This window comes from Vibrio sp. R10-SF1-ISO8 (assembly GCF_059833805.1).
In genome coordinates, this window is the sequence record NZ_JCBDHL010000007.1 from 60427 (window position 1) to 73384 (window position 12958).

The following is a 12958-nucleotide window of genomic DNA, read 5'->3' on the forward strand; positions in this document are numbered from 1 at the left end:
ACAAAGGCAAAGCCAGTGGTGGCTATAGCTCAGTTGGTAGAGCCCTGGATTGTGATTCCAGTTGTCGCGGGTTCAAGTCCCGTTAGCCACCCCATTTATTTAGGTAACTTAGGTTTCCTGTTCTGATAAGTCAGAACAAAACACAAGTCGGTGAATAGCGCAGCTTGGTAGCGCATCTGGTTTGGGACCAGAGGGTCGGGGGTTCGAATCCCTCTTCACCGACCACTATTAGAAAGCCTCGTCAGAAATGACGAGGCTTTTTACTTTCTGGTGTTTGGAAATTGATTCGAACCCAAAGTAGGGTTCGCCTGATGTTCAAAGAATGGCTCTTCACCGAATCACTATTGAAGCCCTAGTCGAAAGACTAGGGCTTTTTTGCATTTTGGAACGGGCTTCGCCCTATAGAACGCTGCGCTTCGAGAATCGGGAACGGACTTCGTCCTGCTAGAGTTGGGGGTCGATGACTCAATGAAAGTTGTTGACGATATTTGTTCTCTAGCAGGATAAAATAATCCCGCATCCCGCATCCCGCATCCCGCATCCCGCATCCCGCATCCCGCATCCCGCATCCCGCATCCCGCATCCCGCATCCCGCATCCCGCATCCCGCATCCCGCATCCCGCATCCCGCATCCCGCATCCCTAAGCATTAACTAGCTTTAGCAAGGTAATAAAAATCGTAGATAATAGGTTCGATTTATCCTACTTTAACCTTGTTTTAATTTTGATTTAATTTAAAAATCTGGCTTAAAAACCTGATAAATGAAAAACATTCGGATTTATGTTTTAAATTTGTTAATGCTGGTTGGAGTGTTTTTGTTGAATGGTTATTCGTTAGGGTGTTATAACTAAATGCCATTTAAAATAACCAAAAGTTAAGTATTTGCTGCTCTGTGGCCCATTTTTGGCGCAGGTATGACCAATCGAAGATATAGCTCTATTGCATATTTATTTTGCTATGCTGCTTGGTTTTTGTTCAATCTCGACTTTTTATCCTATCTTTGTTGCTTTTCTGTGAATTTTTTGCCAAATTGATGACCTTGTAATTTACCAGAATGATATTCTGGTACGAATGGATTCACTTTTCAGACAGGGCAGAAAGCTGCCGAAGCAGTAGAGGTCTGGTAATGTCACTTTTAGAAGTTAAAAATCTTCGAATAGAGTACCCTTCGCGTCATGGTGTTCATGCCGCAGTTAAATCACTCTCCTTCAATATTGAACGTGGAGAGATCGTCGGAGTTGTTGGCGAATCTGGTGCCGGTAAGTCGACCGTTGGTAATGCGGTCATCGATTTACTGAGCCCACCTGGTCGTATCGCTAGTGGCGATGTTTACTTAGACGGTGAGCAGATCTCTGGTTTAACCCCAGAACAGATGCGCAGCGTTCGAGGTTCTAAAATTGGATTCATCTTCCAAGATCCAATGACTTCTCTAAACCCACTTTTTACCGTTGAGCAGCAGCTGAAAGAAACCATTCATGCCAATATGAAGGTTTCTGATGAGCAGGCGTATCAGCGTGCGCTCTCATTAATGCAGCAAGTTGGTATTCCACAACCAGAGAACCGCTTAAAGCAGTACCCACACCAGTTTTCTGGTGGTATGCGGCAGCGTGTGGTTATCGCGATTGCTTTGGCGGGTGAACCTGATCTGATTATTGCCGATGAACCGACTACTGCATTGGACGTATCTATCCAAGACCAGATTCTGAGTTTGATCCGCGAGTTGTGTATCAAGAACAACGTTGGTTGTATGTTGGTTACCCATGATATGGGGGTAGTTTCTAACGTAACGGATCGCGTTGCGGTGATGTACCGTGGTGATTTGGTTGAGTTTGGGCCAACGGCGAAAGTACTCGGTGATCCTGATCATTCCTACACACGCAGTCTGATTTCAGCGGTACCCCGCTCTGATATGAAGCTTGATCGCTTCCCGCTGGTTAGCTACATCGAAGAAGCGCACGAAATGGAGCCGCTCGATGTTAAAAGCCACTGGCTAGGTCAAAGCCAAGACCATCGCGATTACACAGGTTCGTTGCTCAATGTTGAGAATGTTAACCTACGCTTTGTGACCAAAGATTCCTTGTTCGAAAGTCGTCGTGAGTATGTCCAAGCTTCTAACAATGTCAGCTTTGAAGTCTTTGAGGGTGAAACTTTCGGTCTTGTTGGTGAGTCGGGCTCTGGTAAGTCGACTATTGCACGAGTGATCGCAGGCTTGTATGCGCCGAACTCGGGCAAGGTAACCTTTGAAGGGATCGACCTAACGTCTCTGAAATCAGAGAAAGAGCGTCGCCCACTGCGCCGCCAAATGCAGATGGTGTTTCAGAACCCTTACACTTCAATGAATCCGCGTATGAAGATTTTTGACATCATCGCGGAACCTATCCGATTCCATAAGTTGACCAATAGCGAAACTGAAACACGTCAGATCGTCAACGATCTACTTGATCACGTTGGTCTGGGCAAAATGGCAGGGGTGAAATATCCACATGAGTTTTCAGGTGGTCAGCGTCAGCGTATTTCGATTGCACGTGCACTCGCAACACGTCCGCGTCTGCTGATTTGTGATGAGCCGACCTCAGCATTGGATGTGTCGGTACAAGCGCAAATTCTTAACCTGCTGAAAGATTTACAAGATGAGTTAAATCTAACCATGCTGTTTATCAGTCACGATTTACCCGTTATTCGTCAGATGTGTGACCGAGTGGGAGTGATGCAGATGGGGACGCTACTGGAAGTGGCGCCTACCGAGCAGCTATTTAGATCGCCTCAGCACGAATACAGTAAACAACTGATTTCTTTAATGCCTGAATTTACGGGCTTAAGAGAAGAAGTAAAAACGGCGTAAGTCGTGATTCTTTCCCGTTTTGACGGGCAATAAACAGAAGCAAACACAACAACTAGGGATAGAGAATCCCGCATAAGGAGTTATGCAATGAAAACCATGAAAAGCAAACTAGCAGTGGCTTTAATGGCAGCTGGCCTTAGCTTTGGTGCAGCAGCAGCAGATATTACCGTCGCTTATGACGCTGACCCTGTGTCACTTGACCCGCATGAGCAGCTATCTGGCGGCACACTGCAAATGTCTCACATGGTATTTGATCCGCTGATCCGCTTTAACCAGAAGATGGAATTTGAACCTCGTCTAGCGGAATCTTGGGAGCGTATTGACGGCGAAACAATGCATTTCAACATTCGCCAAGGCGTTAAGTTCCACTCAGGTAACACGCTAACCGCTGACGATGTGGTTTGGACATTTGACCGTCTGAAGAACTCACCAGACTTTAAAGGTATCTTTGGCCCAATCGTTTCGATTTCCAAAGTTGGCGAATACGAAGTAGAAGTAAAAACTGACGGCGTTTACCCACTTGTAGAAAACGTCATGACTTACCTATTCCCAATGGATAGCAAGTTCTACTCGGGTAAAACGGAAGACGGCAAAGATAAAGCTGAGCTAGTTAAGCACGGTAACTCTTTCGCATCGACTAACGTATCCGGTACTGGTCCTTTCATCATCACTCAACGTGAGCAAGGTGTAAAAGTGACTTTTGAACGCTTCAATGATTACTGGGATAACGCTTCAGGCGGTAACGTTGATAAGCTAACGCTAGTGCCAATCAAAGAAGACGCAACTCGTGTTGCAGCACTTCTATCTGGTGATGTAGATATGATTGCGCCAGTAGCGCCAAACGACTACAAGCGTATCAAGAAAGCGGACAGCGTAGACCTATACACTATGCCTGGTACGCGTGTTATTACGTTCCAAATGAACCAAAACAGTAACCCTGCACTGAAAGATGTACGTGTTCGTCAAGCGATTACTTACGCAATCAACAACGAAGGTATTACTAAGAAAGTCATGAAGGGTGCAGCTACTGCGGCGGGTCAACAGAGCCCAGTTGGCTTCGTTGGTTACAACGCAGACCTAAAACCTCGCTACGACCTTAAGAAAGCAAAAGAGCTGATGAAAGAAGCAGGTTACGAGAATGGCTTTACGCTAACTATGATGGCGCCAAACAACCGTTACGTGAACGATGACAAGATCGCTCAAGCGTCTGCGGCAATGCTATCTAAGATTGGTATTAAGGTTGACCTTAAGACAATGCCTAAAGCTCAGTACTGGCCTGAATTCGATAAGTGTGCTGCAGACATGCTAATGATCGGTTGGCACCCAGATACTGAAGATTCAGGCAACTTTACTGAGTTCCTAGCGATGACGCGTAATGCTGAAACGGGTAAAGGTCAGTACAACTGTGGTCACTACTCAAACGCAGAAGTCGATAAGTTAATCGAGCAAACTAACAAGATGACTGATCTTAAGAAACGTAGTGCCTCTTTGAAGAAAGTTGAAGAGATTCTATACAATGAAGCGGCATTCGTTCCTCTACATTGGCAAGATCCTTCATGGGCAGCAAAAGGTAACGTTGAGATTGGTCCAATCATCAACGGTATGAACTTCCCATATTTTGGTGACCTAGTGGTTAAGTAATCATTAGCGAATCAGACCAAGTGCTCAATGAAATGGGTGCTTGGTCGACTTTTGGTGCTTAGCTTTGTTTCAGTCGGGTTAAGTACCATTTTTAAGACTGAAAGTTGCAACCAATTTTGCTTGGTTTTGCAGACTGAAATCTATGGAAAGTTAAAGGGGCAAGGAATGTTTTCGTTTCTGGTCAAGCGCCTGTTTCAGGCACTGATAGTGATGTTTGTGATCAGTCTAGTGGCGTTTGCCATTCAGGATAACCTCGGCGACCCATTGCGTGAGCTTGTTGGTCAGTCGGTTTCCGAATCAGAGCGCCAAGCTTTGCGTGACGAACTAGGTTTGAATGATCCCTTCATTACAAAATACACTCGCTTTGTAGGTAATGCGCTACAAGGTGATCTTGGTACTTCTTACTTCTTCAAGCGCCCTGCGGTTGAAGTGATTCTGGATAAATTGGTGGCAACGCTAGAACTGGTATTCGGCGCTACGCTCATCATTGTATTCTGTTCAATCCCTCTTGGTGTCTATTCCGCCATTCACCCAAAAAGTATATTTACCAAAATTGTCATGGCTGGCAGTAGTATCGGCATTTCGATTCCGGTGTTCTTAACCGCAATCATGCTGATGTATGTGTTCTCAATTGAGTTGGGCTGGCTACCATCTTATGGACGTGGTGAAACGGCCAATTTACTTGGTTGGGAATCGGGTTACTTTACTCTTGATGGCCTAGCGCACTTGGTTCTACCTTGTATTGCTCTTGCTTCCATCATGTTACCGCTCTTTATTCGTCTCGTACGTTCTGAAATGCTAGAGGTACTGAGCTCTGAGTACATCAAGTTCGGCAAAGCGAAAGGTCTGGCGCTAAATAAAATTTACTACCAGCACGCATTGAAAAACACCATGCTTCCTGTGCTGACGGTTGGTGGTGTTCAAATCGGTACCATGGTTGCTTATACCATTCTAACCGAAACCGTTTTTCAGTGGCCTGGAACGGGATTCCTTTTCCTTGAAGCAATCAACCGTGTAGATACGCCGTTGATCACCGCTTACGTTATTTTCGTTGGCCTGATTTTCGTTGTCACCAACACCATTGTTGACTTGCTATACGGCATCATCAACCCGACCGTAAATCTAACAGGTAAAGGAGCTTAATCATGAGTCAAACTGCAGCAGCTCCTTCACGTTGGGAGCGATTTAAACAATCGGATTTCTTGTATTACTTCAAGCGCGATAAAGTGGCGATGGCCAGCTTTACCGTATTTATGCTGTTTTTGGTGATGGCTCTGGCTGCACCAATTATTTCACCGACTGACCCATATGATCTCTCGTCGATTGATATTATGGATTCAGAACTTCCTCCAGCATGGATGGAAGATGGTGATGAGAACTTTCTATTAGGGACCGATGAGCAAGGTCGAGATATCCTGTCGACGATTCTTTACGGTTCACGTTTGTCTCTAACCATTGGTTTCTTAGCGGTAGGTCTACAGCTAGTGCTAGGAATCGTGATTGGTCTTTCGGCGGGTTACTTTGGTGGCCGTATTGATAGCTTCTTGATGCGTTTTGCGGATGTCCAGTTATCGTTCTCAACCATGATGGTGGCAATCATTGTCTCGGCTATCTTTAAGGCGAGCTTTGGCAGCGATTTCTACAGCCAGTATGCGGTAGTCATGCTAGTGGTGATCATTGGTGTCGCCGAATGGCCGCAGTATGCACGTACAATTCGTGCTTCAGTGTTGGCAGAGAAGAAGAAAGAGTACGTAGAGGCAGCACGTGTGATGGGCTTTAAAGCACCACGAATTATGTTCCGCCATATCCTACCGAACTGTTTATCGCCAATCTTGGTTATTTCAACGGTACAGGTGGCAAATGCCATCATGTCAGAAGCGGCACTTTCTTTCCTAGGTTTGGGCCTACCGGTAGACCAACCTTCTCTAGGTGCACTGATCAGCATTGGTTTTAACTACATTTTCTCTGGTGCGTGGTGGATTACTGCATTCCCGGGTATCGTACTGGTGACTTTGGTTTTGGTTATCAACCTGCTTGGTGACTGGTTACGTGATGTATTTAACCCAAAAATCTACAAAGGGTGATCCAAGCCTAAGATTTGATTATAAAAACCTATCTACACTGAGAGCCGTAATTAATTACGGCTCTTTTTTTGCATTCTCATTTTCAGGGCAGTGAATCGTCAATAAAGTCACTATAGTGATCCACGTAGATGGATAAACTCGAAGTTAAATTTTAAGAGTATGGATATCAATATGGCCTCAAAGCCAAAACAAACTTTTTTAAAGTGTTGGAGTCTTGTTGCAGTACTGGCCTTGCCCGCTTTGTCAGCCCCAACGCTTGCTGAAGAATTTTTATGCGATGCAACGCAGGCATCTACCGATGAATTGCCGTTGCTAGATAAGTCGTGCCCGATTGGTAAAGGGTTATGGGGTAAATCTCAGCCACGTGGCCAAGAGTCAACATTTTGGATTCAGTGTGGTGTGTTTAGTAAGCCACTACCTCTTGTAAAGGCTAAAAAGCTTTACCAGCATATTTCAACGGATGTATGGGCAAAGCCAGAAGCCAAAGCTTATCGTTGTCTGATTGGCCCATATAAAGATTTCGCTCAAGCAAATGCGGAGCTGGCGAAAGTGAAAAGTGAGCCCGGCTACAAGGAAGCGTTTGTCCGAGAAGTGGTGAAAGGGGCTCCTGTAAAGCAGGCGATGGTTAAGCCACAGCCTAAACCTAAGTCAAAGCCGGCTGTAAAGTCGCAGCAATCGACCACTGTGATTCCTGCACCAGTGAAAGCGAAGCCGGAGCCTACTGCCATTAAACCTATGGCTCAAGAGCCCAACAAGCGTCAATCTGACGTGTCAATTCGCTTAACAGCGATGGTATCTGGCATCGAGTACAAAGTGCCATATACCATGTTTAGTGACGACCAGTTCTACATGGAACACGAATTACCATGGAACAGGCTCGATTACGAAGGGGCTTATAAAACCTGTTATCGTTTAGGTATGCGTTTAGCAACCACTAAGGAGTGGCAAGCACTGCTGGATTCTAACGTGATGCAGAAAGACAAATGGCCAATGCACTTACCTTATTGGGGAGCAGAGAAGTCAGGACTATTTACCAGTGGTAAAACCAATAAGCTAAAAGGCACCTCACTGTTGAATGTTATGTGTGTGAAATAATCATAAAAATCAGTAGCCTAGTGCTACTGATTTTTTTCCTCTGCTTCTTGCAACAGCTCCAAATATTTCTTCTCAACAAAGTCTTTTTCTTTAGCCATATGGTGTAATTGCTGCTTAGAGGCTTCGAGCTCAGCTGCGATACCGGCTATGTCGTCTTGTGAGTTAGCTTGCTGTTTGTATTCTTCAAGCTGATCGAGCAGTTGTTGCTTCTCTTGTTTGAACTCTTTGGCTAAGTTGGCTGTTCCACCAGATTCACTGATTTGTATGTACTCTTGCTCAAGTTGTTCAAACTGTTTTTCTAACTGCTCTTTTTCTAACTGTAAGCTTTCGACCGTATCAGTCTGCTTGAGTAAACGGCTTTTGGCGTTTCTTAAGCCTTTAACGCTTTTGTCTAAATCTCCTTTTAGTTTTTTGATTAGGCGATGGGACTTATTGAGTTTTTGATTCAGCTCGTCAATCGACTCTTTTTCTTGTGCGCTGAGTTCTCCTTTCGCTGCTTTAATTTGTGATACCTGACTTTCCAGAGCTTGCTGAATAAGAATTAGGTCATTGAGTGTATCGCCATTTTCAGCAGAGTAGTTGAGTGCCTTATCGACAGACTGTTGACACAGCTCGTAGGTGTTTCTATCCATATCACGGCCACTAACGACCTGGCGGGCAAACTGACGGAACTCGCGCAAAATCAAAAGTAGTATGACAAACCACACCAAAAGTATCAGTAGTCCAAAGTCGACCGCGAGGGCAATTAGGTTTTCTAGGGTTAATCTCGGTAATAAATCCATCTATCAAATACGTAAGTTGGGACATTCATCGACTGTAAGTTTAGTTGTCAGTGGAAAATATGCCTATAATTTAGACAGTTCAGTATCGGAGGTGATGGCGACCTGTGAAAATTTTGATTGTGGATGACAGTAAGGCGACATTGGAGATTGTCAGGCGGGGCTTAGAGAGCTTTGGTTATTGTCGTTTATCGATCGAGAAAACCTGCAGTGCGACACAAGCATTAGAACTGGCAAAAGAATGGCATCCAGATATCGTGCTAACTGACTGGTATATGCCTGATATGACTGGGCTAACACTCACTGAAGAGCTCATGAAGCTCGGAGTTGGGATAAAAGTGGGTATGATTACGACTGTCGACGATAAGAGCCAAATCAAACAAGCTCAAGCTGCCGGTGCTAGCTTTGTGCTTACTAAGCCTTTCGAAGACAGTGAGCTACACCGCTATTTACTACCACTAGTGCAAGGTGTTGAAGAAAGTAAGAAAACGCTCGATTCGATCACTGAAGTGCAAAAAGAGTTAGCTTTGCCTAAGTTGTCGCAACTTGAGAAACTACTGCAAAGGGAGATCGGTGATAGCTTAACGCTCAATAATATTGCCCCACAACTGTTCGATGAGAGCAAGATTCCGTGTCTTTTAGCCGTATATGAAGACACGGCCACCCAGCGCCCCCGTGCTGTGGCGATGCTTGACCTTCATGCTATCTGTGTTTTTGCTCAGGCTATTTCGTCTATTTCTCAAGGGGATATTCAGCAAGTGATTCAGAGCAAGCTCGCGAGCAAGGGGGTATTAGATGCTTGCCACCAAGTTCTCGACCGCTCAGCTTTGGCATTTTTGGACAGCCAAACTCGCAAGAGTTTACGTCTAAAAAACATCAGCTTTGTTCCTAGTGCGTTTGATAAGTTGAAAACCTTATACGATAAAGACGCGGATAAGCGGGTGGATTTTACTTGTCAGCTTAATGATTCATTGCAAGGCAAAGTGACTTTGGTAGGGTTTTAAGCACTGCGATGTGAATATGTTCGTCTTTTTAACCCTTTTGAAAGCTCGTTACACTAAGGCAACTGTAATTGTTGGATTGCTTCTAGCACCATTGGCCTAGTATCGCTTTTTCTCGTTGCTGCGTAGACATCGATATTGAGGTGACGACTTTGCTGATCGTTTAATTGCTTATAAACAAGGTCTTTGTGCTCAAATGTACACATAGAGTAAGGCATAAGGGCAATGGCCTTACCTTTGCTGATATAACTTAGCATTGTCATTGAGTCATCAGGCTCTTTGATTCTCTTGAATGTGCAAGGTAACTTATCAAACAGATTTTCGCATTTATCATAGAGGTTAGGGTTAGCGGCGCGCGAAAACCAGAATAGGGGCAGTTTACAAACTTCTGTTAGAGAGACTCTACTTCGTTTAGCTGCAGGGTGAGACGCAGGCATTACAAGCTTTAGTGGCTCTTTGTACAACCAGTGAAACGCAATATTTTCGCCTGTGTGAACACTTTTTTCACCGATAATGACGATATCAAGTAATCCCTTTTGCAAGCTCTGGCTTAATTGTCCGGAATTCAAATTTTGTAAATCGGTAATATCTGCGCCCTTGAGTCTCTCAATGGCACCTCCTAAATGGCGAATATTACCAAAGTTAAGTGCGTTAGTTGTACCAATCCTGAGTCTACTGGTATTTTCGATGCAAGTGGAGCTAAGTTTAGTCAGCGCTAATAGGATATATTCAGCTTGGGTTTGTAACTTTTGTCCTGTAGAAGTCAGCACAACCGCGTGTGTATTTCTAGAGAAAAGTGAGCAGCCAAGCAACTCCTCAAGACATCTTATCTGACGAGTTAAAGGAGGCTGTGTCATATTCAAACGCTCGGCTGCCTTCCTAAAGTTTAACTCTTGAGCTACTGCTAGAAAGCACTGCAACTGCTTTGTTGTGGGTAGGCTATTGTTGATTAAGTCCGCTTTAATGGTCATGGAATTTATTGTCTTTACGCTAAAAACTATACTTATTACAAATGTTTCAAAATGTAACAGTGATATTATATTGATTGTCAATAAATTAACAAGAGCATTATTAAAAATGATAGTTTTGTTTGTACGCTATCTTGTCAGTAAGGTTGATTTAATATACCTTCGTTATTTGTTTCATTATTAATACACTTTGATTCACTCATTGAATTACAAAAATAGTAATTCCACAATTATCAATAGCTGCTAGTTTTGTTGCTCCTTAATTAAATGGAGTTAAACATGTCTACAAACTACCTTTTGGTCTCTCGATACCCAGTAAAAAACATTGATAATGAAATTATTGATAGCATTAAATTTAATGATGATGCTAGATATTTTATTAGCGAAGATGGAAGCAATGAGATCTTGGAATTAAAGGCCGTAAATAAAATTGAAGATATTTCAAGTTTAGAAAAACATCTCATAGATGTATTTACTGTTAATAAAGATTACTTATCTGGCGATATAAGGCGTGAACTGCTTCGATTCGTAGAGGCACCTATCGCGAGTGAGTCAGAGTTGCCAAATACGGAGTTTGTGCAGCTGCGACATGTCGAAGTGCCTGCAGAGCGTTACGATGACTATCTTGAGTGGCGTGATAGAACAATATTTAACGTTGTTCGAGATAATGCCGACAAGATTAATAGCTTTGAAGCCTATCATTCTCTAATTAGTGGACAGCCAGGTGTTATGTTTGTTTCTTCATTCAATGGAAGTGTTGATGAATACATGCAACCATTTAATGATGAAAACTATAAAGAGATTATTAGACAAGCTGGTGATGATTATATTACTGGTGGGGATGAAGGATTATATACGCGTCTGTATAGAGCAATATAAGAGCAAGTAATATGGAAGTTAATAAAATTGTAGTCGTTGGCGATAAATATTCAGAGTATGCCAATGGAAAAAAAGCTTTAACTATTTCTCAATTAGAACTATTAGCAAAGCTACCTGACAATCTATTTCCTGATGAGCATGAGCTGATTGCAGGGCAAGGTGTTTGTAAGCACAAAGCCAAGAAAGTTATTGATGATATTGGCAATAATCAAAGATTGAAGAGCAAGCTCAAAACTTGCTCAGTAGAAAAGCTAGTTTCTGAGCACAAAAATCGACATACCCATAAATGGGACGAGCGAAACATCCTAATTGGACAGGCAGAAAAGGTTGACCATAAGTTGGATATGTACGCACTGCCTCTCGTCATTGATGATAACTGTGAACTGATGGGAGACCATCAGACCGGGCAGCATGTGCAAGGGATGTTGCTGGTAGAGGCTTGCCGCCAAGCTTTTATTGCGGTGACTGAAGAGTTTGTTTACCAAAAGCAAAGTGACAAGTATTACGTCATCAACAGTATGTCGATTGATTTTGCAAATTTCCTATTCCCTCTGCCTGCAATCGTACATTTTGAGTTTGTTGAAAAGGATGTGAATGAGCGCCGTGGAAGATTCAAAGCTCGTATGAGTGTGATGCAGAATCAAACCGTGTGCGCCAGTATGGACGTCTCTTTTGCTGTCTACTCTGCTAAATCAATAATGGCCAAAGAGGGGGAGCTCGCTGAATCCGCTACTGAGGCGGTTGTGAGCCCTAACGACCATTTTAATATGGAGCAAGACTGTGCGTAGAAGTTACCAGCTATCGGCTACGACGCAAGGTCCGCTCTATCCTCCCGCAGAAGTGATGGATGCAGAAGGCAACTTTGTTGTTGTTGGGCAAATCCCAAGTGATAGTGGTGTTTCTTGGTCTGGCGCAATTGTCGCGCCAGAAACTCCTGTGCCTGAATTTGGCGAGATCAAACCGTATCGCATTGTGACTCAAATAGAACAACTTTCTGATCAGCAGATGAAGGACATCACCTTGTTCACACTGCCTCTGCCTTTGCCTTCGAATAACTATCCGATGATTTTTGCTCCAGAGCAGAGGCCGGACGCCAATCGCGAGGTGAGAGCCAGCATTCCTCTTCATCAAGGATACATTGAGGACTATCGCCATGAAGACGGTAAGCGGCATATACCACCGATCAACTTATTCGATTGGTTGCAGGCCAAAGGAGAGTTGGTCGTTAGCTTGAAGAATGACAAGCAGTTGGCTCGTTTTGATTTTCAATTTAGCAACCTAGTTCCGAATAGCCTCTACACCGTGATGAGTCTAAGAGAAAAGGATCTTTGCCCCGAATCTCCGACTCGACCAGGTCCTTTAGGTATTCCGAATGTTTTTGTTACTGACGCTTTAGGCAGTGCTCAGTTTTGGGCTGAGTTGCCTGATCCTTTTCCGGCCCATGAATTAGAAGGCAACCGAGTCATAAATGTTGTCGTCTTATATATGAGTTCTCGGCAAAGTTATGGCGGTGCGATTGGCCTACATGGTCTCGGTGGAGATATTCATGCCCAGCTGAAACTTAAACAGCGATCGTTTGATGAATTTATCTCTGTAAGTTAGCCCGTTATGTGTCTCTGAAGCCGATGAAAGCGAAGTTAGTAGTAGAAGCCGAGTGACAGGAAATGAT

The 12958-nt window shown here is 43.9% G+C and carries 11 protein-coding genes and 2 tRNA genes; 11 read left to right on the forward strand and 2 right to left on the reverse strand.

What is annotated here, in order from left to right; translation table 11 throughout:
• The first annotated feature begins 18 nt into the window (after positions 1–18).
• The 7 genes from AC6R00_RS03500 (at position 19) to AC6R00_RS03530 (ending at position 7662) form a co-directional block, all read left to right on the forward strand.
• Positions 19–94: transfer RNA gene (locus AC6R00_RS03500), tRNA-His, on the forward strand.
• A gap of 54 nt (positions 95–148) precedes the next feature.
• Positions 149–225, forward strand: a tRNA-Pro gene (locus AC6R00_RS03505).
• Positions 226–1126: 901 nt separating this feature from the next.
• Positions 1127–2842 carry a dipeptide ABC transporter ATP-binding protein gene (locus AC6R00_RS03510; protein WP_500639340.1) on the forward strand — a complete coding sequence of 572 codons (1716 nt, stop codon included), beginning with the start codon at positions 1127–1129 and terminating at the stop codon, positions 2840–2842.
• 87 nt (positions 2843–2929) lie between these two features.
• Positions 2930–4483 (forward strand): ABC transporter substrate-binding protein, encoded by a 1554-nt coding sequence (locus AC6R00_RS03515; RefSeq protein WP_500639341.1) that lies wholly within the window; start codon positions 2930–2932, stop codon positions 4481–4483.
• Between the two features lie 165 nt (positions 4484–4648).
• Positions 4649–5626 (forward strand): ABC transporter permease, encoded by a 978-nt coding sequence (locus AC6R00_RS03520; RefSeq protein WP_004745530.1) that lies wholly within the window; start codon positions 4649–4651, stop codon positions 5624–5626.
• A 2-nt stretch (positions 5627–5628) separates the two neighbouring features.
• Complete coding sequence (locus AC6R00_RS03525; protein WP_500639342.1) at positions 5629–6567, forward strand: ABC transporter permease; 939 nt, start codon at positions 5629–5631, stop codon at positions 6565–6567.
• A 171-nt stretch (positions 6568–6738) separates the two neighbouring features.
• Entirely contained in the window at positions 6739–7662 is a 924-nt protein-coding gene (locus AC6R00_RS03530) for an SPOR domain-containing protein (protein ID WP_500639343.1), read from the forward strand.
• A gap of 23 nt (positions 7663–7685) precedes the next feature.
• Here AC6R00_RS03530 and AC6R00_RS03535 read toward each other — a convergent pair whose 3' ends face one another.
• Positions 7686–8444, reverse strand: a complete 759-nt coding sequence (locus tag AC6R00_RS03535) for a chromosome partitioning protein ParA (RefSeq protein WP_371720531.1) — start codon at positions 8442–8444, stop codon at positions 7686–7688.
• A 104-nt stretch (positions 8445–8548) separates the two neighbouring features.
• Between AC6R00_RS03535 and AC6R00_RS03540 the strand changes: the two genes are divergently transcribed.
• A complete protein-coding gene (locus AC6R00_RS03540) occupies positions 8549–9445 on the forward strand; it encodes a response regulator (protein ID WP_500639344.1) in 897 nt (298 codons plus the stop codon).
• 53 nt (positions 9446–9498) lie between these two features.
• On the opposite strand, the gene AC6R00_RS03545 is transcribed toward AC6R00_RS03540, so the two are convergent.
• Positions 9499–10494 (reverse strand): LysR family transcriptional regulator, encoded by a 996-nt coding sequence (locus tag AC6R00_RS03545; protein WP_500639345.1) that lies wholly within the window; start codon positions 10492–10494, stop codon positions 9499–9501.
• A gap of 195 nt (positions 10495–10689) precedes the next feature.
• Here AC6R00_RS03545 and AC6R00_RS03550 point away from each other — a divergent pair, with 195 nt between their 5' ends.
• The 3 genes from AC6R00_RS03550 to AC6R00_RS03560 are packed head-to-tail and all read left to right on the forward strand — an operon-like array spanning position 10690 to position 12891.
• Positions 10690–11289, forward strand: coding sequence for a hypothetical protein (locus tag AC6R00_RS03550; protein ID WP_500639346.1), 600 nt, complete (start codon positions 10690–10692; stop codon positions 11287–11289).
• 11 nt (positions 11290–11300) lie between these two features.
• Positions 11301–12077, forward strand: a complete 777-nt coding sequence (locus tag AC6R00_RS03555) for an AfsA-related hotdog domain-containing protein (protein ID WP_500639347.1) — start codon at positions 11301–11303, stop codon at positions 12075–12077.
• Positions 12070–12891: a hypothetical protein gene (locus AC6R00_RS03560; protein WP_500639348.1), complete on the forward strand. Its 822-nt coding sequence runs from the start codon at positions 12070–12072 to the stop codon at positions 12889–12891. Before AC6R00_RS03555 ends, AC6R00_RS03560 begins: the two co-directional genes overlap by 8 nt.
• Positions 12892–12958 lie beyond the last annotated feature (67 nt).

Excerpts from the sequence above, each read along its gene's own strand:
- AC6R00_RS03530 (WP_500639343.1), top strand. The coding sequence starts at position 6,739 with ATGGCCTCAAAGCCAAAACAAACTTTTTTAAAGTGTTGGAGTCTTGTT.
- AC6R00_RS03510 (WP_500639340.1), top strand. The coding sequence starts at position 1,127 with ATGTCACTTTTAGAAGTTAAAAATCTTCGAATAGAGTACCCTTCGCGT.
- AC6R00_RS03520 (WP_004745530.1), top strand. The coding sequence starts at position 4,649 with ATGTTTTCGTTTCTGGTCAAGCGCCTGTTTCAGGCACTGATAGTGATG.
- AC6R00_RS03555 (WP_500639347.1), top strand. The coding sequence starts at position 11,301 with ATGGAAGTTAATAAAATTGTAGTCGTTGGCGATAAATATTCAGAGTAT.
- AC6R00_RS03550 (WP_500639346.1), top strand. The coding sequence starts at position 10,690 with ATGTCTACAAACTACCTTTTGGTCTCTCGATACCCAGTAAAAAACATT.
- AC6R00_RS03515 (WP_500639341.1), top strand. The coding sequence starts at position 2,930 with ATGAAAACCATGAAAAGCAAACTAGCAGTGGCTTTAATGGCAGCTGGC.
- AC6R00_RS03535 (WP_371720531.1), bottom strand. The coding sequence starts at position 8,444 with ATGGATTTATTACCGAGATTAACCCTAGAAAACCTAATTGCCCTCGCG.
- AC6R00_RS03525 (WP_500639342.1), top strand. The coding sequence starts at position 5,629 with ATGAGTCAAACTGCAGCAGCTCCTTCACGTTGGGAGCGATTTAAACAA.